This is a genomic window from Corynebacterium sp. HMSC063G05 (genome assembly GCF_001810555.1).
In the GTDB taxonomy this organism is placed as follows: Bacteria; Actinomycetota; Actinomycetes; order Mycobacteriales; family Mycobacteriaceae; genus Corynebacterium; species Corynebacterium jeikeium_D.
Genome location: NZ_KV801861.1, coordinates 1 through 23,737, shown reverse-complemented (window position 1 = coordinate 23,737; position 23,737 = coordinate 1). Strand labels below are relative to the sequence as shown.

The 23,737-nt window shown below is 59.8% G+C and carries 20 protein-coding genes and 3 tRNA genes; 14 read left to right on the top strand and 9 right to left on the bottom strand.

Annotated features, from left to right (window positions below; all coding sequences use genetic code 11):
- Positions 1-88 precede the first annotated feature (88 nt).
- The 4 genes from HMPREF2751_RS08205 to HMPREF2751_RS08190 all read right to left on the bottom strand — a co-directional run bounded on the left by HMPREF2751_RS08205 (position 89) and on the right by HMPREF2751_RS08190 (position 4,818).
- Positions 89-2,110 (bottom strand): galactan 5-O-arabinofuranosyltransferase, encoded by a 2,022-nt coding sequence (locus tag HMPREF2751_RS08205; RefSeq protein ID WP_070595842.1) that lies wholly within the window; start codon positions 2,108-2,110, stop codon positions 89-91.
- Between the two features lie 110 nt (positions 2,111-2,220).
- A complete protein-coding gene (locus tag HMPREF2751_RS08200; RefSeq protein ID WP_070595841.1) occupies positions 2,221-2,982 on the bottom strand; it encodes a decaprenylphospho-beta-D-erythro-pentofuranosid-2-ulose 2-reductase in 762 nt (253 codons plus the stop codon).
- A gap of 25 nt (positions 2,983-3,007) precedes the next feature.
- Positions 3,008-4,477 carry a decaprenylphosphoryl-beta-D-ribose oxidase gene (locus HMPREF2751_RS08195; protein WP_049193891.1) on the bottom strand — a complete coding sequence of 490 codons (1,470 nt, stop codon included), beginning with the start codon at positions 4,475-4,477 and terminating at the stop codon, positions 3,008-3,010.
- A 113-nt stretch (positions 4,478-4,590) separates the two neighbouring features.
- Positions 4,591-4,818, bottom strand: coding sequence for a hypothetical protein (locus tag HMPREF2751_RS08190; protein WP_048761551.1), 228 nt, complete (start codon positions 4,816-4,818; stop codon positions 4,591-4,593).
- A gap of 52 nt (positions 4,819-4,870) precedes the next feature.
- Here HMPREF2751_RS08190 and HMPREF2751_RS08185 point away from each other — a divergent pair, with 52 nt between their 5' ends.
- The 6 genes from HMPREF2751_RS08185 (at position 4,871) to HMPREF2751_RS08160 (ending at position 11,595) form a co-directional block, all read left to right on the top strand.
- A complete protein-coding gene (locus tag HMPREF2751_RS08185) occupies positions 4,871-5,491 on the top strand; it encodes a hypothetical protein (RefSeq protein ID WP_070595840.1) in 621 nt (206 codons plus the stop codon).
- A 51-nt stretch (positions 5,492-5,542) separates the two neighbouring features.
- Positions 5,543-6,526, top strand: coding sequence for a hypothetical protein (locus tag HMPREF2751_RS08180; protein WP_049189781.1), 984 nt, complete (start codon positions 5,543-5,545; stop codon positions 6,524-6,526).
- A gap of 78 nt (positions 6,527-6,604) precedes the next feature.
- Positions 6,605-7,138, top strand: a complete 534-nt coding sequence (locus HMPREF2751_RS08175) for a GtrA family protein (protein ID WP_070595839.1) — start codon at positions 6,605-6,607, stop codon at positions 7,136-7,138.
- A gap of 18 nt (positions 7,139-7,156) precedes the next feature.
- On the top strand, positions 7,157-9,079 hold the full coding sequence (locus HMPREF2751_RS08170) for a glycosyltransferase (RefSeq protein ID WP_070595838.1): 1,923 nt from the start codon (positions 7,157-7,159) through the stop codon (positions 9,077-9,079).
- Between the two features lie 10 nt (positions 9,080-9,089).
- Entirely contained in the window at positions 9,090-10,286 is a 1,197-nt protein-coding gene (locus tag HMPREF2751_RS08165; protein ID WP_070595837.1) for a hypothetical protein, read from the top strand.
- Between the two features lie 178 nt (positions 10,287-10,464).
- Positions 10,465-11,595 carry a PDDEXK family nuclease gene (locus HMPREF2751_RS08160; RefSeq protein ID WP_070595836.1) on the top strand — a complete coding sequence of 377 codons (1,131 nt, stop codon included), beginning with the start codon at positions 10,465-10,467 and terminating at the stop codon, positions 11,593-11,595.
- A gap of 370 nt (positions 11,596-11,965) precedes the next feature.
- Here the strand turns inward: HMPREF2751_RS08160 and HMPREF2751_RS08155 are convergent, their stop codons facing one another.
- The 3 genes from HMPREF2751_RS08155 to HMPREF2751_RS08145 all read right to left on the bottom strand — a co-directional run bounded on the left by HMPREF2751_RS08155 (position 11,966) and on the right by HMPREF2751_RS08145 (position 15,025).
- A complete protein-coding gene (locus HMPREF2751_RS08155) occupies positions 11,966-13,072 on the bottom strand; it encodes a glycosyltransferase (RefSeq protein WP_042388319.1) in 1,107 nt (368 codons plus the stop codon).
- Positions 13,073-13,227: 155 nt separating this feature from the next.
- Positions 13,228-14,010 carry a galactan export ABC transporter ATP-binding subunit Wzt/RfbE gene (locus HMPREF2751_RS08150; protein ID WP_005510871.1) on the bottom strand — a complete coding sequence of 261 codons (783 nt, stop codon included), beginning with the start codon at positions 14,008-14,010 and terminating at the stop codon, positions 13,228-13,230.
- A 46-nt stretch (positions 14,011-14,056) separates the two neighbouring features.
- Positions 14,057-15,025 carry a galactan export ABC transporter permease subunit Wzm/RfbD gene (locus HMPREF2751_RS08145; RefSeq protein ID WP_080969573.1) on the bottom strand — a complete coding sequence of 323 codons (969 nt, stop codon included), beginning with the start codon at positions 15,023-15,025 and terminating at the stop codon, positions 14,057-14,059.
- 471 nt (positions 15,026-15,496) lie between these two features.
- Between HMPREF2751_RS08145 and HMPREF2751_RS08140 the strand changes: the two genes are divergently transcribed.
- The gene (locus HMPREF2751_RS08140) at positions 15,497-16,765 is read left to right on the top strand and encodes an aminotransferase class V-fold PLP-dependent enzyme (RefSeq protein ID WP_070595835.1); all 1,269 of its coding nucleotides are present in this window, start codon (positions 15,497-15,499) and stop codon (positions 16,763-16,765) included.
- Between the two features lie 16 nt (positions 16,766-16,781).
- Here HMPREF2751_RS08140 and HMPREF2751_RS08135 read toward each other — a convergent pair whose 3' ends face one another.
- A complete protein-coding gene (locus tag HMPREF2751_RS08135) occupies positions 16,782-17,750 on the bottom strand; it encodes an NAD(P)H-quinone oxidoreductase (RefSeq protein ID WP_048732059.1) in 969 nt (322 codons plus the stop codon).
- A 197-nt stretch (positions 17,751-17,947) separates the two neighbouring features.
- On the opposite strand from HMPREF2751_RS08135, the gene HMPREF2751_RS08130 reads away from it, so the two are divergent.
- The 5 genes from HMPREF2751_RS08130 to HMPREF2751_RS08110 all read left to right on the top strand — a co-directional run bounded on the left by HMPREF2751_RS08130 (position 17,948) and on the right by HMPREF2751_RS08110 (position 22,101).
- Positions 17,948-18,032 (top strand) — tRNA-Ser (locus HMPREF2751_RS08130).
- A 540-nt stretch (positions 18,033-18,572) separates the two neighbouring features.
- Entirely contained in the window at positions 18,573-19,364 is a 792-nt protein-coding gene (locus HMPREF2751_RS08125; RefSeq protein WP_070595834.1) for a DUF11 domain-containing protein, read from the top strand.
- A gap of 58 nt (positions 19,365-19,422) precedes the next feature.
- Positions 19,423-20,151 carry a hypothetical protein gene (locus HMPREF2751_RS08120; RefSeq protein WP_049172462.1) on the top strand — a complete coding sequence of 243 codons (729 nt, stop codon included), beginning with the start codon at positions 19,423-19,425 and terminating at the stop codon, positions 20,149-20,151.
- A gap of 290 nt (positions 20,152-20,441) precedes the next feature.
- Complete coding sequence (locus HMPREF2751_RS08115) at positions 20,442-21,215, top strand: hypothetical protein (RefSeq protein WP_070595833.1); 774 nt, start codon at positions 20,442-20,444, stop codon at positions 21,213-21,215.
- Positions 21,208-22,101: a hypothetical protein gene (locus tag HMPREF2751_RS08110; RefSeq protein ID WP_224433578.1), complete on the top strand. Its 894-nt coding sequence runs from the start codon at positions 21,208-21,210 to the stop codon at positions 22,099-22,101. The genes HMPREF2751_RS08115 and HMPREF2751_RS08110 overlap by 8 nt, the downstream gene beginning before the upstream one ends.
- Before the next feature lie 14 nt (positions 22,102-22,115).
- Here the strand turns inward: HMPREF2751_RS08110 and HMPREF2751_RS08105 are convergent, their stop codons facing one another.
- Positions 22,116-23,255 (bottom strand): histidinol-phosphate transaminase, encoded by a 1,140-nt coding sequence (locus HMPREF2751_RS08105; RefSeq protein WP_070595831.1) that lies wholly within the window; start codon positions 23,253-23,255, stop codon positions 22,116-22,118.
- Between the two features lie 211 nt (positions 23,256-23,466).
- On the opposite strand from HMPREF2751_RS08105, the gene HMPREF2751_RS08100 reads away from it, so the two are divergent.
- Positions 23,467-23,558 (top strand) — tRNA-Ser (locus HMPREF2751_RS08100).
- A gap of 3 nt (positions 23,559-23,561) precedes the next feature.
- Positions 23,562-23,637: transfer RNA gene (locus HMPREF2751_RS08095), tRNA-Arg, on the top strand.
- Positions 23,638-23,737: the final 100 nt, after the last annotated feature.

Sequence of the window (23,737 nt, the reverse complement as noted above, 5' to 3'; positions counted from 1 at the left end):
ACGCGAAAGTTACATCACAGTTTCCACATTAGTAACAGGAATCACGTTTATAGCAGGGGATAGCCGCCCAATACCTACTTGCCAATACCTACTTGCGAACCGCCACTACGAACGGGCCGACCTGGTTTAGCTCCCAGTGCTTCTCAAATGCAGAGCGGGCAAAATTCAGGCTCCGGAAGACCACATTCGGATTGTTCGGATAGATATCATCCGCGATGTCCAACGTCAGTGGAGCGGCATCCTCGCCATCAGATGTCTCAACCTCGCCCCGCAGCACAATGGCATCCGGTCCGCGCCACGGCGTTTCGTCCATTGCCTGCACGAGCTCATCGGGGTCGCGAATCTCCGACCATTCCTCCAATGCCTGATTACGGCGGTCGAACTCACCCAGAGGGTTAGCGTAGTGGCTGGTCAGCGCCTGGAATCCGTACCAGGGATAGAGTGCTTGGAAATTCTTCTCATCCGTCAGCACCACTGTCTGGGCCGGATCGAGCCCGGCCTCCTTCAGCGTTTGGTCCACCGCTGAGTACCACGCCCCGGCATTCGGTGGGAAGCGGTCCGCGCGCTCGCCGTTACCGTCGGTGTCGGTATGCGCCAAGTCGATGGCACCATGCAACTTATTCGGAATCGACTGCGCGTAGCCAATGCCCGCCAGCAGCAAGACTGCCGCCATTACCGCGGAGACACGCTTGGCAATGTGAGCTGGTGCCGCCTGCGGCCAATACTTCTCGATGCCGTTGAGACGGGCGTCGGCAAGCGCGACCACACCAGCCGCGATCAGCATGAACGTAATCGGTGCGGTGAGGCGGAACCCCAGCAGCGTGCGTCCGAGCAGCGTCGCCACCATCGAGGCAACTACCCAGCCATAGAGCACCAGCGTGCCCAGGCCGAGCGCGCGGGCATCCGGCTCCGTGGCGCTGACCAGCATGCGCACGACGCCGATGAAACACAGCACACCGATTACGCTGGCGGCGAGCATCGGCAAAGGCAGCTGCGCGCCCTCCGGGGGCAGGTAGTGCGTCGCTGTCGCGCCCGAGCGCGGTGCCCCCGTCGCAACCGCCAGCATGTACGGACCCCACACCGTCGCCGCAATCAGCATCGACCCCACGCCCATAATGATCAGGCGCACTACGGGCATCCAAGAGCTTGACGACGTCCACGCGACCACGGCCAACACGACCACAATAAGCGCGCCTACGGCAGTGTAAAGAGTGTAGAAAGTCGCAGAAATACCCAGGAAGACGAGCACGCCAAACATGGCGGACCAGGCGCCGGTGAGACCGCGCCAGGCCATCACGGTCATCGCCGGAAGACCCATAGCAACGACTGCGGCGTAGGGCTCATCGGCGACAGTCGCCAGGGCGACCGCCGTGGTTGTCAGCGCAATGCCAGTGGCCACGGGCAGGGAGCCACTCAGGCGTTGCCACACCGGGACCAAAACACAGCCAGCGGCAGCGAGTGTAATCAATGCCCAGGGCTGGAAGACCTCCCAGCCGGCAATGCCCAGGATATTGGCCAGGCGTCCGCCCAGGAAAAACCAACCAGCGGGGTAGAAAGACGGGATGTCGATGTACGACATGTCATGCAGGCCAGGCTCCGAGGCCATCCTGGTGAGGTATTCAGTGCGGAACTCCTGGTCGACGGACAGACCGTCCAACCACAGCCTGGTCGAGCCCAGTGGCAGGCCGACGGCAGAGACCGCCAAAATGGCCGGTGACATGTAAGCCATCAGGTACGTCAACCACGTTAGCCACCGGGGGCGATTATCTTTGCCCTTGGTGGCGAAGAAATACAGCAGGACGGTGGTGAGCGTCAGCGTGATGACAATCAGCGCTGTTGCGACTGCCCTGGTCAGCTGCGAGCCGCCAAAGGCCGGCAGCGACAGGCGGTGGAACACAAACCAGGACGCTAGAGCGATAACCGAACCGCCCACAAGCGCTGCGAACAGGTAGGTCAGAGCAGCCTTGAGGGAGAGCTGGTCATCGTTGAAGATTTCGTAGCGATCTTCGTCAACCAGCTCACTGTAGGATCGTGCGCCCGTTGTGTTGGCGCTAGTGTTGTCGGCACCCGTGGTGTCAGCGCTCGAGGTTTCGGCCTGCTTGTCTACCATGCCCTCAAGTTTTGCACAGGAACCGGACTCCGACGAACGGCGGAGCTAAAGGTGGGTACGTCAGCCCGTCAAGCCCCGCTGAGTTCTATCGAGTCCTTCGAAACCCGCTCTTAAATCGGCAGCTTCTTGAAGATCGGGCGCGGAATGTGCTTCAGCACCATCATCACCAGCTGGAATGCCGGCGGAGCCCAGACCAGTGTCTTACCGGCCTCGACGGACTTCACCGCGAGCTTGGCGACATCTTCCTTGTTCACAGTCAGCGGGGCCTCGTCCACGTCAGCGGACATACGGGTACGGACCTGACCAGGGCGGATAACCAGGGTCTTGACGCCGTACTCCTCCAGGGCCTCGCCCAGGTTCAGGTAGAAACCATCCAGGCCGGCCTTAGTGGAACCGTAGACAAAGTTGGAGCGGCGCACGCGTTCACCAGCGACGGAGGACATGGCAATGAACTGGCCATGACCCTGCGCCTTGAACTTCTGACCAACCAGAACACCCATCGACATCGCGCCGGTGTAGTTGATGCTCGCAGCCAGGACGGCCTTGCGCTGGTTCTGCCAGAGCTCCTCGGCGTCGCCAAGCATGCCGAACGCGACGATGCAGATGTCCACGTCGCCGTCGGCAAATGCCTTATCGACGACCTCCGGGTGGGAGTCGAAGTCCGTTGCGTCGAAGTCGAGGGTGACCACCTCGGAAGCGCCGGCGGCCTTCATCTTTTCAGCGGAGGCCTCGCGCAGCGGATCGTTCGGCAGGGAAGCCAGGATGACCTTGGCCGGGCCCTTCTTCAGGAACTCGGCGGTAATGGCCAGACCGATTTCACTAGTGCCGCCGAGCAGCAGGATGGACTGGGCAGCGCCTACAGCATTAATCATTGGGGCTTAAATCCTCTCGGTTGTCTTAGTGCAGTTCCAGTCGACGAGACATGTCAGAGGCGAAGACACCGTGTGGGTCAATCTCATTGCGGGTGTCCAGCCAGCTCTGCATCTCGGGGTACATCTGGTGGAAGTTAGCGGCGGAAGTGCGCGACTCCTTGGCCAGGTAGAGGCGGCCGCCGAACTCCATGACGCGCTTATCCAAATCATCGAGGAAGGCGCCGAGACCCGGTTTGATCGGGAAGTCCACGCAGACGTTCCAACCCGGCATCGGGTAGGACAGCGGGGCCTTGTTGCCGGGGCCAAAGAGCTTGAACACGTTGAGCGCGGAGTAGTGGCCGGAGCGCTGCATGTCCCGGATGATGTCCTTGAAAGGCTCGACGGCGTCGGTCGGCACCACGAACTGGTACTGCAGGAAGCCGTTGGAGCCGTAACCACGGTTCCACTCGCCGATGAGGTCCAGCGGCTGGTAGAACTGCGTGAGGTTTTTGACCTGGTTACGCGCCGGGGCTCCCATGAAGTAGTAGGCCTCACCGATAGCCATGAGGGAAAGCTTGTTCATGGTGAAGTTCGGGAAGATATCCGGAACCGTCATCAGCTGCGGAGCGTTGAACTTCAACGGATCCTTGGCCAGCTTCGGGGCGAATTCCTCCAGCTGCGCCAAGGTTGCGAGCGAACCGCGGGAAATAGTGGAGCGGCCCAGCTTTGGCTCCGGGGAGATGACGTCGAACCACGCGGAGGAATACGTGTAGTTGTGCTCCGAGCCATCGGAGTGGAATGCCACGGTCTCGTCGAGGTTATTCGTGCGGTCCGTATCGGCGATGAAGTAGGCCGTCTCGGTCTTGGTCATCTTGATCCGAGCGCGGACAATAATGCCGGTCAGGCCCATGCCGCCGACAGTTGCCCAGAACAGCTTGCCGTCCGGGTCATCTGCGGAGCCCTCCGGCTCGAGATGCAGAATACGACCGTCGGCGACCAGCAGCTCCATCGACAGCACATGGTTGCCGAAGGAACCTGCGGAGTGGTGGTTTTTACCGTGAATGTCCGGGCCAATGGCACCACCGATGGTGACCTGGCGAGTACCCGGCAGTACCGGCACCCACAGGCCGTAGGGCAGCGCGGCCTTCATCAGCTGGTCCAGCGTGACACCGCCGTCGACATCAACAATCGCCGACTCCTGGTCAATGGAGTGGATTTTGTTGAGCTTCTGCATGTCGATGACAAGACCGCCCGAGTTCTGGGCGGGGTCGCCGTAGGAGCGGCCCATACCGCGGGCAATCACACCGCGGCGCAGGTGGGCAGGCTTGTCGGAGTTCTGGTCCGCGACAGCCTTGACGGCGTTAACGATTTCATCCAAGTCCGGCGTCGACAGCACCTGGGACTTAGCGGGGGCAGTACGACCCCAACCGGTCAGGGTCCTGGCTTCTGTGTGTACGGCTCCGTAGGCACCGTTCGAAGCATCGGTGCTGGACTTGCCGTTAGTGTTAGTGGACATCAAGGCTAGGCTACCCCTTTGCACTGGCTCCGTCGCCCGTGACGCTCCGAGGTGTTGGTCACGCTTGGGGCCGCGCACGGGTCGTCGGAAAGCGAGCGAAATGTACGGAGAGGCTATAGATCCATAATTTTTCGGATCTCTTCCGGCAGCATTTCCTGCGAGGTGATCTGCGGGCCGTCGTACGCCTCAAGTGCGCGGTAGACCTGTGCGCGCTCTGCGCTGTCGAGGATGGGCAGCTCCTCGGCGAATAGCATGACCATCTGGTTCGACAGCGGGGTGTTGGTGTACTCGGCGGCCATGTTGATGGTTTCGCGCGGCTTCTTCTTGAAAAAGTCGAACATGCGATAAAGGCTACCCCGCTTCGAATCCGTCACTCGCGATACCATCAACCTCATGATGTCCACGCCTGCTGCTACTCCGCAGACCCTTGCCGTATGTAGTTCCACATCGCCCGTTCTCATTTGGCATGTGGAGCTCTCGCCGTCCTTTGCAGGGGAGAGGTTGTCGGGTGCATGGCTGGTGGATCCGCTTGACGACGGAGCCCTGGAGACCGCCACCAATCTGCTCACCGGTTGCTTTGTTGCGTCTGTGACCGCGGGCGATGGTGACGGTGACGCTGCGGCAGAGAGTGCAGAGAGCGCTGAGGGGGCGGACCTGCTATCGCATGCGATTGAACAGGCAGGGGCCACGGTGGTGGACCTGCCGGCATCGGTGGCCGGCATTCGTGACCACATCGGACAGCTGCGTGCTGCCGCGAAGGAAGAGAAGGCCAAGCCCGGCAAGGGAAATCTGACGGAGCCGCGGTTCCCCAAGGTCAACGACGTGGAGGTTATTGATTTTCCGCATGTGGGCGAAAAAGTCGCAGGGCCGGTGCTGGGGCTTGCCCGCGGGGTAGAAGAGCTGGTGGCGCAGTGGACCGCGGTGGAGTCGCAGCGCCTGCGTCGCAAGTACTTGGTAGAGCCATGGGGTGCGGAGCCGCGCCAGATTCCGCTGGTAAAAACGCGCGCATTGTAGCGAGTTTTTGCCATCCAGGCCACATTGTTTTTCCTGCGTACGCTGTGAGGTATGGCAGCACAGACCGATAACGTAGTCGCCTTCCCAGGCGTTCGCGTGGCCACGGAACCGGCCACGCTCATTATCGGTGCCTCTTTAGAGGAAGAACCGTGCAGTGCCCACCGCGTCTTCGGGGTCAATGACCAGATGGATCTGCGAAGCCTGTCCCGCGTGTTAGCGGTCATCTTTGGGTGGGGCGAGGAAAGCGTGCCGACGAAGTTCCATTTGCCCGGCTCTGCGGTGGAGTCTGCGGCGCAGCTGGTGACTGGCGGCAGACCCGCAGCGGTCGGAGTCGTCGATGTTCCCCTGTCCACCACAGTTGCCGAAGTGCTGCAAAGTCCCGGCGATACCCTTATCTGGCAGTGGGGCCTGTGGGAACATACCTTGCAGGTCAGAGAAGCTTTTGCCCGCGATGAGGCCACCCCGGATGCCCTGTGCATCGGTGGCTCGGGTTCAATCCGCGCACTGGGGGATGTGGACGCGGAGGAGCCGGTAGATATTGCCGCAATCAATAGGGAATTGACCGGACGGGACTCTATTCAAAATACGCTGGCCACCGCTCGTGCCGATATCGTGGACATCATCGAGAGGTCGGGGGTGTTTGAATTCGTGCCCCTGTTACAGGCTCTGGACCTGCAGAGGTCGGAAGCAACCGCGCTGGAATTGACCGGGGAGGCGGGGGAGAGCGTCGTTAAGCGATTGCGCGCATTGCCTATAGAGGACGCCGAGAAAGACCCAGCCGGGCACGATGCGGCATTGGTGGAGCTGCTGTGCTTGGCGGCGCTGACCTCGGATGAGCTACGGCATGATGTGGCGGCGCATGTCATGGAGCGCCTCGGCTGGGAGAGCGACGAGGGCATCCCGCTATCCGGCGAGGACGTTGAGGAATTGGCGGCGGCTAGCTGGGCGGAGATGAGCGCGTTGGGGCTAGCTGGGGAGGATGCGCTCTCGCCGGTGGAGCGGCTGGATCTGCTGCGTGAGGCGCTGCGGCGTTAGTTCTTTTCTCCTCTTTATTGCCTGTTTATGTTCGCGCTGGCTGTTTGTTAGCTGGCCGGTGGCCTAGAATTCCTAGGCGTGTCAGCGAATGAAACAGCAAATGAAAACCCGAACCGCGACAACGGCAAGCTCGGAAACGGCTCCCACGAAAACGGTTTTGTCGTAGAGGACTCGGCCGCAGTGCCAATGGCGACGGAGGCCAAGGACGAGCACGGACTGAAAGTGCAGATGATGCGCTTTATTATCTCCGGCGTCATCGCGGCGGTGGTGGACTTCGGCCTGACGTTCATCATGCTCAACGCCTTCGGGGCGACCAACTTCTGGGGCAAGACGGTCGGCTGGGTTTTCGGCACGATTACGGCGTACATCATTAACAGCCGCTGGACCTTCAAGTCGAAGTCCTCGGCGAAGAAGGTGCTGGCAGTTGCGGTGCTGTACCTGATTACTTACGCCACGCAGGTCGGTATCTTCAACGTGTTGCAGCCCTGGCTCGTCGAATCCTGGGACTGGAACGCGCAGTGGGCACAGTTCGGCGCATTCGTTGTCGCGCAGGGCGTTGCGACGGTAATTAACTTCATCATTCAGCGTGTATTCATCTTCCGTGTGAAATAGCGCGATACGCTGGGGGACGTGACTTCGACTGCTTCTAATAAGGAATCCACTCAGCTGACCGCCGAAACCGATGTTGACATGCTGACTATTCAGCGCGTGCTGTTTGCTCCGCCCGCAGACTGGGTGGAGCCGGATTTGTACTACCGAGTCGAAGGCGTTGGCGCCTACGACAGCTCGGTGCAGGCCACCCGTAACTCGATCACGCTCGGTCGCCACACCGTAGTGCGCACTGACACCTACTTCGGTCGCTTCAGAGCCTCTTACTGGCAGCGCTGGACCTCAATTAAGCAGGTCGAAATCCGTGCGCGCGTGGTCGGTTCCGCGCGTGTGCTGGCCTACACCGAAGATATTGGGGGCCACCTCCGCTTGGAGGACTCCTGGGCAGCGGGCGGCTCGGATGCCGACGGCAACTGGACCGGTGAGCACTCGCCGATGTCAGGTTCTGCCAATGAAGAGGTGCGCCTGACCGTCCCGCTGGACCGCTTCGCCGATGGCGGTGCCATTCACCTGCGCTTCGACACCGAGGACGCAGGCGCAAAGATTTCCGATGTCCGCTATGTTGTGCCCAAGTCGGCTATCAAGCGCGATATTCCGACTGACCTGGTCATTTGTTCTTATAACCGACCGGTTGACTGTGCTCGAACCGTCGCCACGCTGGCTGAGGACCTGCCAGCCCTTGAGCGCGTTCGCACCATCCGCGTCGTTGACCAGGGCGAACAGCACCCGGCCGACGAAGCCGACTTCATCTGGGCCAAGGAGATCCTCGGCGAGCGCCTGAACGTTGTCCACCAGCCAAACCTCGGCGGCGCCGGCGGTTTCTCCCGCGGCATGCGCGACGCCACCGCTGCGGGCGACTGCATGGTTCTGCTTACCGACGACGACATCCGCCCCGAGCCCGAAACCACCCTGCGCCTATCCGCCCTGGCCGTATGCGCGGAAAAGCCGATGCTGCTCGGTGCGCAGATGCTCTTCCTGTTCAACCCGACCAGCCTCTTCCGCACCGGCGAGACCTACAACTGGAAGGCGCTGACGGTCGAGGAGAACGACCCCAAGTTCGGTTACGCCGACGTGGACGTGCGCAAGTACCACCAGCTGCGTCGCCTGGGCGTTGACTACAACGCCTGGTGGACCTGCCTGGTGCCGTCCGAGGTCATTAAGAAGATTGGCCTGGCGCTGCCGCTGTTCTTCCAGTATGACGACATCGACTACGGTTTCCGCGCCGCCAAGGCCGGCTACCCGACTGACACCATTCCGGGCGCAGCCGTTTGGCACGCCGATTTCTACTGGAAGGACATCGAAAACGCCGCCCAGTACTTCGGCCTGCGCAACTCCCTCATCGCCGCCACCATGCACGGCGATGTCACCGCAAAGGACATGGTCAACGTCGCTTCACGACGAATCCTCTCGAACCTGGTCTCCATGCGCTACGGCCTGGCCTGGACGCAGATGGAAGCTGTTCGTGACCTGCTGCGTGGCCCGGAGGTGCTGAAGAACGCATCGCAGGGCGACTTCGCTCGCATTTCTGCTGGTCGAAAGAACTTCCCGGAGACCGAGCTGCTGCCGATGCACGAGATGCCGGGTGGTCTGACCCCAGTTCGTCCGCCGTCACACGAGATCTCCAGCGAAAATAAGACGATGGCAAAGCGTTTGGCTTATACGCAGATGGGTAAGAAGCGCCCGGGACCGGTGGCTGTGGCCTTCGAGGACTCCTTCTGGTGGCACATTTCCACCTTCGACGATGTCTGGGTCACCGATGCCTCCCAGAATGGAGTGCGCCACCTGGTCCGCGACCTGGATAAGGAAAAGTCCATGCGCGCCGAGACCATCAGCCTCATGCGCGAACTGTCCTCCAAGTGGGACGACCTTGCGAAGCAGTGGCGTGCCGCCGTGCCATCTTTGACCAGCGAAGACAACTGGGAAAAGTTCTTCCAAGGCGAGTAGTTCTTCAATCATGACCACGCACACACCCACGCCTTCGACTAGCTCAGGTGGCAAAACCCGCAAGCAGCTCATCGCCATTTTGGTGCTATTGGTGCTGATTATCCTGTTGCTGGCTCTGTTCCTTTTCCTCCAGGTTTCTGGGGATCGAGGTGGCGATTCGGCGGCTGCCGAGGGCAGTGTGTCGTCGTCACGCGAAAATGGCGATGCGCAGGTGCAGGCGCAGGCGGAGAAGGCCGTCGTTGTGTACAAGCAGGTGCTGGCGAACCCGGCGCCACTGCAGACTTTTGTCGGAGAAGTTAGCCCCGGTGGGGCGATGAAATATGCGCTCGTGCATCTTGATGATGGGTGCGTGCCCGAGCTGGTGCTGAACTATGGCACAAGTGCGATGAGCGCCGAAATTGATGCGATTGGTGTCTACGGCGTTGACGAGAATGGTCAGGAAATTCAGTTTCAGAATTCCTACCATGACGGCGTGACTTCTGTGGGCGGTGTACGTCGCGCTCTTCAGCGAGCTACTGGTCAGCCGGGTATGTTCTCGTTTTCTGCAGAGAGAGGCGGACGTAATCAGGAAGATTTGCTGGTGACGCGCCAGGGCAATGAGCTGGTGGAAACGCCTGCGAATCCGGGTTCTGGGGAGTTCGAACAGTTTAACTGGATTCCGGCTGACAACCTGGATGTCGTCGAGGCCATTGCTGCTGGTAATGACTGCGCGCCGGGCTCGGACTCGGGCTCGAATGGTGCTGGCGCTGATGGTGGTAACGGTGGCAACGGTGGCCCGAATCCGACGGCGGGGCGGTCGGCTTCGGGGTCGGGGTCTGGTTCGGGTTCGCAGTCCGGGGCTTCGGGTTCTAGTCCGCAGGGGTCGAGCAATGGAACCAGCGGCCAGCAGACCGTAACCGGTACCGTGAAGGTTTTCCAGAACCGAGCCGAGGTTCTCGCTTATCAGCAGCGTGAGGATCCCAACCCCCATACTGCCGACAATCGACAATTTGCGATTCTGGTTCTCGACCAGCCAACTGAAGTGACAGCAACGCTTGCAGGAAGTAATGAAACTGAGACACGCACTATTGACCATGTTGTGATTAACCCAAATCGCCACAGCGATGGGGAAAGGGCAACGATTAGCTTCTCAGCTGACGAGAAGTACTGGCCGTCAGACACCGGCATTCCGTTCGGTCTCGCAGTTGAGGACGGCGCCAAGTATTAAGTAAGCGACAGCTGGGTGTCCGCAGCTAGTTATCCACAGCCGCCAAATTGTCCACAGATAAGTGCAATTCGGCGGCTTTTCCGCTGCCAATTTTCACGGAGTCGGTCATAAATGAAGGCACAAATCCCAATTCCCGCAGCCAAGCTGCAACCATCCTCGGGGGAGCGTGCCTAAACCAATGCCTACCTGGAATTACGATTCCGATGGCCTCATCCATGCGGCTTCGCAGAAACAAATCAAGCATCCTTGTGAATATGTCAGTGCCACGTCAGAGCTGGATAATCTGCACGGCCACGTCGAAAGCACAAATATTCGAGATGGATCCCTGCTCAGACTGGCGTACGGCACCTACATCGAGTGCTCTCGCTGGAATGCGCTGTCAGCATTCGAACGTTTTCAACTGCAGATAAAGGCACTGGTCAAGCCAGGTTCCGGGACAATCATTACGGGCGAAGCAGCCGCTGCGTTGCATGGCATCCCGTTGCTTGTTCGAAATGCCACAATCGCGCTTGCCAATTCCGGCCTGCGCCGACCTGGCGGCGGATTGCGCCATGTCGGTGGCAAAATCCTCGAACAAGACATCGTTCGCATTGGTGGGCGCTGCGTTACCGATGTGCCGAAAACCGTCATCGATATTTGCCGCACCGCCGAGTCCGAAAACGGGCCAATCATCGTTGACACCGCACTACGACAGTGGTGTGACCTCGACGAATTGCGTACAGTCTTCACAAATTACCCACGTTCGCCGGGGATCCGTCGCGCCCGCGAGCTACTTCGAACTGCCAGCGAACACAGCGAATCCATCGGTGAGTCAATCACAAAGAAATGCATAATCGACTCAGGAATTGCCACGCTTTACGACGAAAAATGCGTGCTCATGCAGCAAGTCGAGTTCTATGACAGTGAAGGATTCATTGGGCGCGTCGATTTTTATGTGCCTCATCTGAATTTGATCATTGAGTTCGATGGGCTGACTAAGTATTCCGGTGGCGGGGTAGCAGCTACGGAGACTGTGCTTCTGAAAGAGCAAGCTCGCGAGAAGCGTCTGCGAAACCTCCACTTAGATGTACTCCGCTTCCAATGGTCACAGGTCATTAATGGGGACTGCGTGGAGGTCTTGCGACAGTTCGCTATTCGACAGAGGCAGCGCATTCAGGCAGGTGGGTTGGTATTTTCGTCCGAAGTTGGGCGTTTTCGTCAAGCCACTGTCCCGTATAAAGATCGGCAGCTCCGTGAGTCCAGAATCCAGGAGCGTAAGCAGCGTTTGCAGCTTCTGGAAAATGCACCGGCCTCGCGCGACTCCCGCTGAGTTCGGCTTCTGACCTATTGCAATTGTGCTGACTTATGGCCAACTTTCCGCCACTTGTCGATGACTTTTCAGGACTTATGGCCACGCTGTTGGCCTGGCCCGCGCACTTATCGTAGGACTATTCACTTATGCGCAGGCTGTAGCGCATCGATGAGTGAATACCTCATCGATATGTCAGTGGAGGAGAAGGGAACCAGGGGTTAGGTAACACTTTTGCGCACTGAGCACTCGAAATGCGGACTACACGACCCGGGCGAGATCAAATATGCAGGCCAGCGCCTCAGCCTCAGCCCCACCAGCCGCAACGTCTGCGCTCCAGGCCAGTGCCACAGCCTCAGCCCCAATGCCAGCGCCGCAACGCCAGCCCGAACTACTTCGACTTTGGATCGAAGCGCTCGAAGTTCTCCGCGCGCCCCTGCTTCAGTAGCTTGAACCAGCGGTAGAAGCCGCGGACATCGCGGCGCTGGACCAGGAAGAACCAGCCGAAGCGCAGGAACTCCTGCGGCATGAGCTTGCGCATGCCAGGCTGGCTCATCAGGTAGCCACGGTTGCGGTAGGTGAAGTAGCGCTTGAAGTCATTGGTCGGGTACTGCGTGTGCATTTTGCCGCCGAGAATGGGCACAAATTCACCCGAACCGGAGGGGTGCAGGTAGGCCGTCGTCAAGCATGTGCCGAACCGGAGGCCGGAGCGGACCAGGCGGCGGTGGAATTCGACCTCGTCGCCGCGGATGAATAGGCGGTAGTCGGGAACGCCGAGCTGTTCCAGCGAGCGGGCGCTAAACAGCGCGCCGTTGAACAGGGATGCGATGCCGGGCAGGAGGTCGTGGTTGCCGTCGATGGTTTCGAGGTCGCTAGGCAGTTCGAGCCCGGTCGCAGCCTTCTGATCTGCAAAGTTGGTGAACCATCTCCGCCCCTCAGAGTCGTTCACTGCGGGAAGCTTGGGGTTGATGCCGCTTTCGAAAAGCTCCTCGCGATGACGGCGCCACACCAGCCCGCGGCGCAGGGGGAATGCCAGCTTGTTCGGGGCCTTAATGTCGCAGACCACCGGCGAGACAGCGTCGAGCTGGTGACGTCGCGCGCAGCTGTGCAGCGCCTTCAGCACGTAGGAGTCCTCCGGGCGCCCGTCATCATCGGCGCACCAAATCCACTCCGCGCCCAGCGACAGCGCAGTCAGCATACCCAGTGCGAAACCACCAGCGCCGCCCAGGTTCGTCTTGGAACCGACGTAGTGAATCTCCGGCGCCGATCCGCTTTCCGACGACTGCTGCGCCGCCACCTGCTCGGCGAGTTCCTTGACCTTCGGGTCGTTGCCGTTGTCGACGATGATGAGCCACTTCGGCATGTGGGTCTGGCTGGCAACGATGGGAAGCGATTGACGCAGGTCCTCGATGCGGTTGTGAGTCACCACGATTGCGGCCGTTGCTGCTTCATCGTGCTTTGGGTGGTCAGCCGAGTTTTCGCTCACTTCGTTCTCCATCGGGGGAAGTACCGTTTATTACTGTTTTTATTGCTGTCTATCTTGCCATGTTGCTCCGGGTGGGCAATTCCAAGCATCCGTGCCGCCCGCCAGCCGCTCGCCAGCCGCCCGCTCGGCCACGATGGGGAACTGCGCCCGGACTCCCGGCGAAGCTGCTACCGTCGCTGCGCGAGCACGCGGCGCACCTGGTCGGCGGCCTCTTTACCTTCGTAGGCTTCGACCACTTCGTCGACAAGCCCTGCCTGTCGAACCGTACCGTGATCAATCCACAGCGCCGTGTCGCACAGCTGCGCCAGGAACTCATTTGAGTGCGACGCAAACACCAGCAGACCGGAGCGGTCGACCAATTCGGTCAACTTCGTCCGGGCCTTCGCCATGAATGCGGCGTCGACGGCTCCGATGCCTTCGTCGAGAAGCAAAATCTCCGGCTCAATGGACGTGACCACGCCGAGCGCCAGTCGCACGCGCATACCGGTGGAGTAGGTGCGCAGTGGCATGTGCAGGTAGTCGCCGAGTTCGGTGAACTCTGCGATTTCGTCGAGCTTGGATTTCATCTGCTTGCGCGTCTGCCCCAGGAACAGACCGCGGATGATGATGTTTTCCAGGCCTGAGATCTCCGGGTCCATGCCGACACCGAGGTCGAACACCGGAGCCACACGGCCGCGCACATCGGCGGCACCGCGCGTGGGCTCATAGATGCCCGACAGCAGTCGCAGCAGCGTGGACTTACCCGCGCCGTTGTGACCTACCAGGCCGACGCGGTCGCCCTCACGCAGGTGGATGTTGATGTCCTTCAGCGCTTCAATGACCACGACATTGGAGTCATTGCGGCCAATCGCACCACCCGCGGCGCCGAGGAACGCCTTCTTCATCGACCGCGATTTGGCGTCGAAAATGGGGAAGTCAACGCACGCGTTGTAAGTATCAATGCTGACCATGCTTATCCCTTGCTAGTTCTATTCGCTTTACGACGGCCCTTGCGGCCTAAACCCAGTAGCTCACGCGGGAGCGCCACAGGCGCATGGCCCCGAGTGCCAGCAGCAGGCCGACTGCGGTGCAGGCGAGGACAATCCACCAGTGGTAGGTATCCACCGGCTCGCCGGTTAGCGGGGCACGGATGATTTCCAGGTAGTGGAACAGCGGGTTGATCTCTGCGATGCGTGCGCGTTCGGCGACGGCACCGCCCTGTTCCTCCAGCGTCTTGGTGGTCCACACAATCGGAGTCATGTAAAACACCAGCTGAATTAGGGAATCCAGCAGTGGTGCCACGTCGCGGTAGCGCGTAGCGATGATGCCGAAGAACATCGTCACCCACACACCGTTGACCACCAGCAGCGCCATCGCGGGGATGACCAGGAAGAAGTTCCAGCCCAAATCCGGCCGGAAGACCAGCACGAGGATCAGCCAGATCACCATGTTGTGGGCCAGGAAGAGCAGCTGCCGCCATACCAGCCTGTAGACGTGAACGCTCAGCGCGCTGGGCAACTGTTTGATCAGGCCTTCGTTTTCAATGAAGACGGTTGCGCCCTCGCGCACGCAGCCGGAGATGAATCCCCAGATGATCAGGCCAACGGTCACGTGTGGCAGGAAGAACGCCAGCTCCTGCTGGAACAGCAGCGAGTACAGCAGGCCGAGAGCGAGGGCCATGGCGCCGGTGGCAATGGTGATCCACAGTGGGCCAAGCGTGGAGCGGCGGTAGCGCTGCTTGATGTCCTGCCAGCCCAGCTGCAGCCACAGCTCGCGCTGGCCGAAGCCGGTAACCAGATCCTGCCAGGCAGCGCCCATGGTGCGGGAACGCGACTTGAAAGCCGGTGCCTCACCCGTTGCGTCAGTTATGCGCGCAATGTCGCGACGGAGAGTTTCCTCCGTGCGGATAGCGGAGCCATTGCGCACAGTATTGGCCGGCTGGTCGGCTGCAGCTGCGGATTGGCGATCATTTTCTGCGTTAGTCACGTCTCCAAACTACTAGCTAGGGCGGTTTAGATTGAATACCGACGGCACCGGGCGAGCCATTATTCCACGTCGTGACGGCGAACAACCGTCGCGTGGGGTGGTCGTCATTGGTGGTGACGTGGTGCTTCTGAGGCTGTTTCCACGGTTGGTTATGCGACTGGTTATGTGACCCTGGAAAACTTACATACAATCGCCGCTGTAACTGCTTTATGGCATGCAGCTGGTGCATATGGTTCACGCATCGGGAGTGCTTGCGCATGGCTACAGGCAAGAAAAGTTCGGCCAATTTTAAGCAACTGCTAAAAAGGGATAAAGATTATCCTATATGGGGTTGCTCCGATAGAATTGGCTCCAACTAAGATGTGCAATCGATACACGGTTCGGGGCATGGATGCTCGATTCGTGGGTGATTGCACAGTTAACTCTGAAATAGATATCGCAGCTTGAATTCGAAACCGGGAAAGGGTTTTCATGGCCTTCGATGTGCCGACAACCAGGGGTGCTTACTCGTCGCTTTCCGACGGGTGGACATACCTCAATGCGGGTCAACGCACCCAGGTACCCGAGCGTGTCCAGGCTGCGATGATTTCTGCATTTCGCAATGCCCAGAAGTCCCTTCCTGGTGAGACTGGGGCGGGGGCTCATGGCCAGTCGCGCAGCTCGGGCGTTCCCGCTGCAGCGGAGCTAACCGCCAGTGCGCGCCGGGCTTTTGCCGACCTCACTGGCGGCCCGGTCGCCGGCGTGGTGTTGGGATCTTCGCGTGAGGTGCTCATGGAGCAGTTCACGTCCGCAATGAGTCGACGCTTGACGCTCGGCTCTAACCTTGTGATTTCTCGCATTGGTTCGCAGGTCGTACACGCACCACTACGCCGGGCAGCCAATCTCTACGGAGCTCAAGTCCGCATTGCTGAGGCCGACTTGTCCTCGGGTACGTTGCCGTCCTGGCAGTTCGACGAGCTCGTAGACGAGCATACTCGCCTCGTTGTCGTCCCGGCCGCGGATCCGTTCATTGGCACCATTGCCCCGGTAGCTGACATTTCTCGGCGGGTGCATGAGCACTCCAACGCCTGGGTTTTGGTTGATGCCTCGGATATTGTCGCCTACCGCGATGTGTCGATGAGCAAGCTGGGCGCCGACATCATGCTGGTTGATGCCTCCGTGCTGGGCGGGCCTGAGGTCGCAGCTTTGGTGTTCAAGGATTCCGAGATGTTCGAGCGCATGACGTCGTTAAGCTATGTGCCGAATGTGTGCGGCGTCGAGCGGATCGAGGTTTCCCCGGTGTCGCCGGCATTGCTCGGTGGGGTGTCGGAATCGGTGCTGCACCTGGCATCGCTGGATAGCACGGCGAGGGGGTCGCGTAGGCATCGCATTGAAACGGCGATGCCGCAGGTTTCTCGCTACTTGACGACGTTGTCGGAACGCCTGATTGCGGCGTTGATGACCCTGCCGCGGGTGTACATCATCGGTATGGATACCGAAGATGATTCTTTCGCGAGTGTGTCGCGGGCACAGCACATTCCGCGCGTTAGCTTCCTCGTCGATGGGGTGTCGGCGAAGGTGGTCGTGGACAGGTTGCTGGATAATGGCCTCGTGACCAGCATTGTTGATGCATACGAATCGCCACTGCTGGAGGCCATGGGCATCGATGAGGCTGGAGGCGCCGTGGGAGTTGGCCTCCAGCCGTTCAATACGCCGCACGACATTGACCAGCTCGTGCGCGCAGTTGCCTCGCTCGGTTAGCTAGGTAGTCAGCTAACTAGACGGTCAGCACAATCTTGCCGCTGACCGCGCCGCTGTCGAGCAGCTCGTGGGCCTTGGCTGCGTCGCGCATATCCATGACCTCATGAATTTGAGGGGTGACGGTGCCGTCGGCAAGCATTGGCCAGATGGTGTCCTCTGTGGCGTTGACGATGCGAGCCTTGTCAGCGAGATCGCGGTAGCGCAGGCCGGTGGCGGTGATGGAGCCGCGCTTGCTCAACAGGCGGCCGATGTTGAGCTCGCCCTTAACGCCGCCCTGCATGCCGATGATGACCAGGTGGCCGTCCTTCGCCAGGGCCTTGACGTTTCGGTCGAGGTACTTTGCGCCCATGATGTCCAGAATGACATTGGCGCCACCCTCAGCTGCAACGATCTCCTCGAAGTCCTCTTCCTTGTAATTGATGAGGATGTCGGCGCCGAGCTCCTTGCACTTAGCCAGCTTCTCCGCCGAACCGGCGGTGACTGCGACGCGAGCACCGAGCCGCTTGGCCATCTGAATAGCGAAAGTGCCGATGCCACCCGCGCCACCGTGGACCAGCAGCAGGTCGCCTTCCTTGAGGCCGGCAATCATCACGACATTCGAGAACACCGTGCAGGCAACCTCGACGATAGATGCGGCCTCGGTGAAGGAGTAGCCATGTGGTAGTGGGAGAATCTGGCCGGCCGGGACTGCGACCTTTTCGGCGTAAGCGCCACCGGAGAGAAGGCAGCAGACCTCGTCGCCGACTTTCCAGCCCTGGGAGTCGCCCTTGACCTCTTCAATGACACCCGCGCACTCCAGGCCGAGGGTGTCGGTCACGCCTTTCGGTGGCGGGTAGTGGCCAGCGGCCTGCAGCAGGTCAGCGCGGTTTACGCCAGCGGCTTTGACCTTGACCAGCACCTGCCCATCCTCGAGAGTCGGTTCCGGAGCATCGGCCCATTCCAGGGCGCGGGGGTTGGAAAGATCAGTCTGAATGATTGCCTTCATAGTCTTCAAAGGTAATGCAAAAACTGGTTATGCACGCGGTATTTCAAGCTCTTTTGCAGTTAGCAAAAATAGTTATGTCTGTAGAGGTGGATGCTTGGGGTGTGGTTTCCGATGAAGGGCTTGCGAAAGGTGCTGGCAAGGGGTGTTATGAGGGCGTTTGCTGCCTTACGGCGGTATGCGGTTATGATGTTGGCGTTGGAAGTATGGCAGAGCGGCCGAATGCACTGGTCTTGAAAACCAGCGAGGGTCACACCTCCGGGGGTTCAAATCCCCCTGCTTCCGCAGATGAAACCCTCGGTAGATTTTCTACCGGGGGTTTCTTCATTTCTCTTAAAAGTTGGCGTATGTGCTGAGGTCAGCGACGGATAGTCGGACCTTTGGGAGGCTTTCGTGGTTAACCCCGTTATGGGGTGGTCGGACGGGCATGTAATTGGGTTCTTTGGATACCCCTGAACAGCGTTACAGGGGGGCAAGCTGGGGTGTTTTGTCGCGGGATGGAAAATGGGGGCAATTTTGGCAGCGGTGGGGAACAGCCATTTCAGGGCAGTGCGTATTTCTATAGTTAAAAGTATTCCAGTCGGCCCAAACCTGTAATGCATGTGCGGACATGTGACTGGTGTGACTGCTGTGGCGACATGGTTTTCGATTTTTAGGTTGATGTTCGAAAAATGGCTACTTGTTGCCGCCGTCGATAGGTGTCGTATTAACTATCGCCAAGTGAACCGCACGCCGATGCATCACGCGTGCATTCCTGCTGGAGAACCGCCATGTTGGCCTACTCCGACCACAAGTCTTCGCATCGTTAAAAGGAGCCCGTGACAGATGGCAACTCGCACCGTACGTAACCGCAGCATTGCTCGCATTGCTGCACTCTCTCTAGCCGCAGGTATGACCTTTGCGGGATTCGGTAATACCGCACATGCTCAGGACCTGCTGAGCGTTGATTCCATCACTCAGACTGTCACCGACGCCATTGGTGAAGTCACCGGTACTGGTTCCTCCAGCGCGACGCATAGCTGGAAGAACTCCAATGTGACGCGATCCGTTGAGGTCAATGGTGTCGCGGGTGCGGTCGTCAAGCCTGGCGATGTCGTGACCTTTACTCTGACCTACACGGACAACAACATCTGGGGTGCGAAGTCCTACATTCAGCGCATGACCGATGTCATTCCGAATGGTCTGCAGTACGTGGCCAACTCGGCGACGTACAAGGTCGGCAGCGATGACTGGGCGGATCCGAACGAGTCGGATAAGTGGCTGGAAATCGTTAACAACGGTGCGGTGGAGTTTAAGGCCGGCACCATCTTTCAGGCATGGGGCTCCCCGACCACGTCGACTGTGAGTTTCAAGTGGAAGTACCGCGTCACGAACGCAATTGCCGACGGTGCGTTGAATACGGGAACCGAAATCCACTTCAACCCGAGCAATTCGGTGGAGAAGCTGCATGACATGGGGCCGAAGCTCACTGTGAAGCGGGAGGCGCCAGCTCCGGATATTCCGGGTATTCCGGATGTCCCAGGTGGCTCGCTGGGCTCCCCGAGCCTGCAGTCGCCGAGCCTGCCGTCACCGGGCTTCCAGTCCCCGGGGCTGCCGTCGCCGGGCATTAACCGCTAAGTAATTCCAGCTTTTCCACCGCGCCTGTTTTCAGGTTTTCACAGAAAGTTTTCCCATCATGCGCAATATGCACTCCAAGAACATCGCGGCCTCTCGTCCGCGACGTCGCTCCCGTACCGCCATTGCCGCAGTTACCCTCGCAGCTGGCTTGACCTTCGGTTTCGGCGCTCCTGCCATGGCGCAGTCCCCGGGTCTGCCCTCGCCGAGTCTGAACTCGCCAGGACTTAATTCGCCTGGTCTGACCCTGCCGGGCTCGAGCGCCCCGAAGGTGAAGCTCGGCACTGTCGGTGGCCCGATTTGGTCTGCTGATGTTTACTCGCAGATTATCCGCGGTAAGGAGGTCCGACCGGGTGACGAGGTCACCATCCGTATTGAGGTCGTCGGCGTCAATGGCGAAGGCAAACTGCGGGGAATCGGCCACAACATCCCGGCTGACTTTGAGCTCGTTCGTGTGACTCGCCAGTCGCAGGACAATATCCTCGGTGGCGGTATTTACACGCTGAAGGAGGGGGAGTACGTCAACACCGAGCGCAACGGTAATCGTCAGGTGCGCCTGTCTTGGACGGAGGGCGGCTTCCTCGGTGTCTTCAAGGACAACCCGACTGTCAGCAGTTCGAAGTCTGTCTCCGTTGACTTCACGTACAGGGCTCCAGGCTATGAAGGTGAGTTCGACAACGGCGGCTACGCCAACTTGGGCGCGGCTTTTAACCCGACCGCGAACTGGGTCGTTGGCGGCGAAAAGGTAGTCGTGAACAAGAATGCGAAGCCGTCGTGGTGGCCGTTCTAACGACTGTTCGAGGTCGCGATTAGCGGCAGTTCTCTCTGAGGGATAAGTAAAAACTTCCCCCGGATAGAGAGCGAATTGCAGAACGTAACCCCCGGTCGCATGCGGTCGGGGGTTTCGTGTGTCCGAAATCTGCCACAGGTAATTTTGCGGAGGTAATTTAATTGCTCCGACCAACGTGTACTGTGGCCTGAAACAATACGGGCAAATTGCTAAAACCGGTAAGCTCGGTCTTGCTGTAATACAAACCCAGCGTCATGCTGGCGGACGGTATTGAGGGAAAAGGTCGAACAATGGCAACGAATCGGAGCAACCACTCGGACGACTCGTTCGGTGAGTGGAGCATAAATCCGGGCACGTCAGATGATCAACCCTCCGCTGATACGCCGGCAAATGCGTGGAGCGCTGTGGATGAGTCACAGTGGGAGCAGCCTGAGGGGAAAACGCAGGACTATCAGCCCCAGAACCAGCAAACCCAGTATCTGCAGCAGCAGTATCCACAGTCCCAGCAGCCTGAACCATACCGCCCTGCCCCCTATGTTCCAGGTCCGCAAGCTGGTCCGGCTGCTGCGCCGCGCAATGACAACAAGGGGCTGACCATCGCGGTTATTGTCCTGGCACTCGTTGCGGTCGCTCTCTTCGTCGGCGCAATGGCTTACTTCTACTTCTCCGATTCGAAGGGAGTGAATTCGGCCGGCAGCAACTCGCCCCAGTCGGTTCAGTCAGCTAGTGCTGAGGATTCCTCCACGTCGTCGACTGCTGAGCAGAAGCGTCGCGCTGAAGGGTTCCAGCCGCCATCGAATTGGCGCCACTGCTCCGGCTCAGGCGATCCGGGTGATTTGAACTTGGTATATGCAGAAGATGTCGGCGGTAACACGACGACCTGTCAGTTTGCCACCAACGTCCGCAATTCCTTCGTTGAGCAGTACCAACTTACGAAGAAGCTCAACGGTACTGTCACCGCTAGCAGCCCAACAACTGGCAAGACATACAGCATGACCTGCCGCGATAACGGTGAGGTTGTCACTTGCACCGGCGGTACGAATGCGACGGTGCACATTGTCTAAACGTCTCCGAGTAGCTCTGGCCGCAACCGCCGTCGTCACGCTCGGCCTTAGCGCCTGCACCATCGGCACCGACTCGGCGGACATGCCGTCGCCGACGCTGTCCAATCCGCTTGACGACGGCCCCGGCGGAGCATCCTCCGACGGGAAAGTTGTGCCCGGTGAGATGCCTCGCGAAGTTGTCGAGGCAGTGAAGTCCGCGCAAAAGGAACTCGGTGGTCTGGCCGGCGCCGCTCTGGCAACGCCGGATAAGGATTCCGAAGTGGTTTCCACGGGTGACTTCAAAACGGGTCCGGCCTGGTCGACCTCCAAGGTGCCCATCGCGGTGGCTTATGTGCGCCAATCGGGCGTGGATTCCCTGGTCGAAGCCGCAATCACGGTTTCCGATAACGATGCGGCTGAGTCCATGTGGTACTCCCTGGGCGATGACGCGACCGCGGGCGCGACCACCGACGAGATTCTCCGAGAGGGCCACGACACCCGCACCGTCATGGGCACTGACCGCATCCGTGCGGAATACACCGTCTTCGGGCAGACGCAGTGGGATTTGCGCGACCAGGCTATTTTCGGCGCCAATTTGCAGTGCATCGAGGCAGGTCCAAAGGTTGCTGACCTCATGGGGCAGATTGCCGACGAGCAGTCCTACGGCCTCGGACGCATCCGCGGTGCCCACTTCAAGGGTGGGTGGGGCCCAGATGATGAAGGTGTCTACCTTGTGCGGCAGTTCGGCTATCTGCCGGGCAAGAAGCCGGGCACCTTCGTTGGTGTCGCTATCGCAGCCCAGCCTGACGACGGCACCTATGAGACCGGCCAGCAAATGCTTGACCGCATCGCAAAGGCGATTGAGCGCAGCGGTGGCGCGACCACCGGCCGCGCCGGTAGCTGCTAGCTGAGCGATAGCTGTTAGCGCTCAATTCCTAGCGCAGCCAGCAGCTGCGAGGTCTCTTCCTCAGTAGTGATGGTGATGCGAGCACCTTCGCCGGCAAAGTAGCGGATGAGAATGTTGCGCTGCGCCAAGAAGTCACCGAGATCCGTGGTGGTGGCCACCGAGACGTCGTCAAGCAAAGAGAGATCCGCAATCCGACCCTCGTCAATCCAAATGAAGTTGGCCTGCGAGTTCGGCAGCACCGTCTCGCGGCCGGTGGCGGCATTGATGGCCTCTGTGACGGCGACGCGCTGTGCGCGGACCTCAGCAATGCGGGCGGTGAGCTCTTCCTGTGCGTCGAGCGAGGTGAGCGCGGCAATCTGCGCGAGAGTGTTTACGGAGAAGGGGATAGCGACCTTATTCACGGCCTCCACAAGCTTGTCCGGGCCGAACATGTAGCCCACACGAAGCCCGGCCAAACCGTAGACCTTGGAGAATGTGCGCAAACCGACCAGGTTGGGGTAGGTATCCAGCAGCTCATGCGCCAACGGGGTAGCGGCATGAGTGGCCTCGTCCACCAGCTCGATGTACGCCTCGTCGAGAGCGACCACAACATCACCCGGAACCTGCGCCATAAACTCCGCGAATGCCTCGCGAGTGATGGTCGTGCCCGTTGGGTTATTGGGATTACAGACGAAAACCAGGCGCGTGCGGTCGGTGATAGCCGCAGCCATTGCCGAAAGATCATTGCGACCCTGCGCATCCAGCGGCACCGGCACCGGAGTAGCCCCGGCGACGCGAGCGAGAATGGGGTAGGCCTCGAAGCTGCGCCACGGGAACACGACCTCATCCCCATCCGCACAGGTGGCCTGCACGAGCTGCAGGCACAGAGCGGAGGAGCCGCAGCCGACCGCGACCTGCTCCATGGGCAGACCCAGGTGCTCGCCGAGCTTAATGCGCAGGTCAACCGCGCCCATGTCGGGGTAGCGGTTCGGGCTGGTGGTTGGGTCAGCGATGGTCTGCGAGATGACCTCCACCACCGAGGGCAGTGGCGGTTGAGTCATTTCATTGGACGCGATCTTCAGCGCGCCGGGCACAGCCTTGCCCGGGACATAGGCCGGAACCTGCTCGAGGTCGGCGCGGGTTTTGGGCTGAACTGAAGATGCATCGTTGGTCATAGGCCTAACTGTAGAACATGGCCCGGATTGGGCAGTACAGAATCCCCGCAAAATCCCAAGGTGTGGTCGCTATTTGTGGCGCCGTATTTGGTGGCTCCGCGGGTGTTTTGCTTTTCAATTCTTGTGTTCTGTAGGATTGGCTGCGGTTATTTGGTCTCGTCCACGCAATGGCGAACAGCTTTGCTGAAGCGGGATCGATGCCAGTGGTTTTGGAGGCGTGCCAGAGCGGCCGAATGGGGCTCCCTGCTAAGGAGTTGCCTGTCTTGCGACGGGCCGGAGGTTCGAATCCTCTCGCCTCCGCCACACGCGCCCGTAGCTCAACGGATAGAGCATCTGACTACGGATCAGAAGGTTAGGGGTTCGAATCCCTTCGGGCGCACCATGTAGACCCGCACCTTGTAGGTGCGGGTCTTTTGTATTTATTACCTGGCAGCGCGAGCCGGGGCATTGCGGGTTAAGTAAAGAAAAGTGTGTCTTTTCCG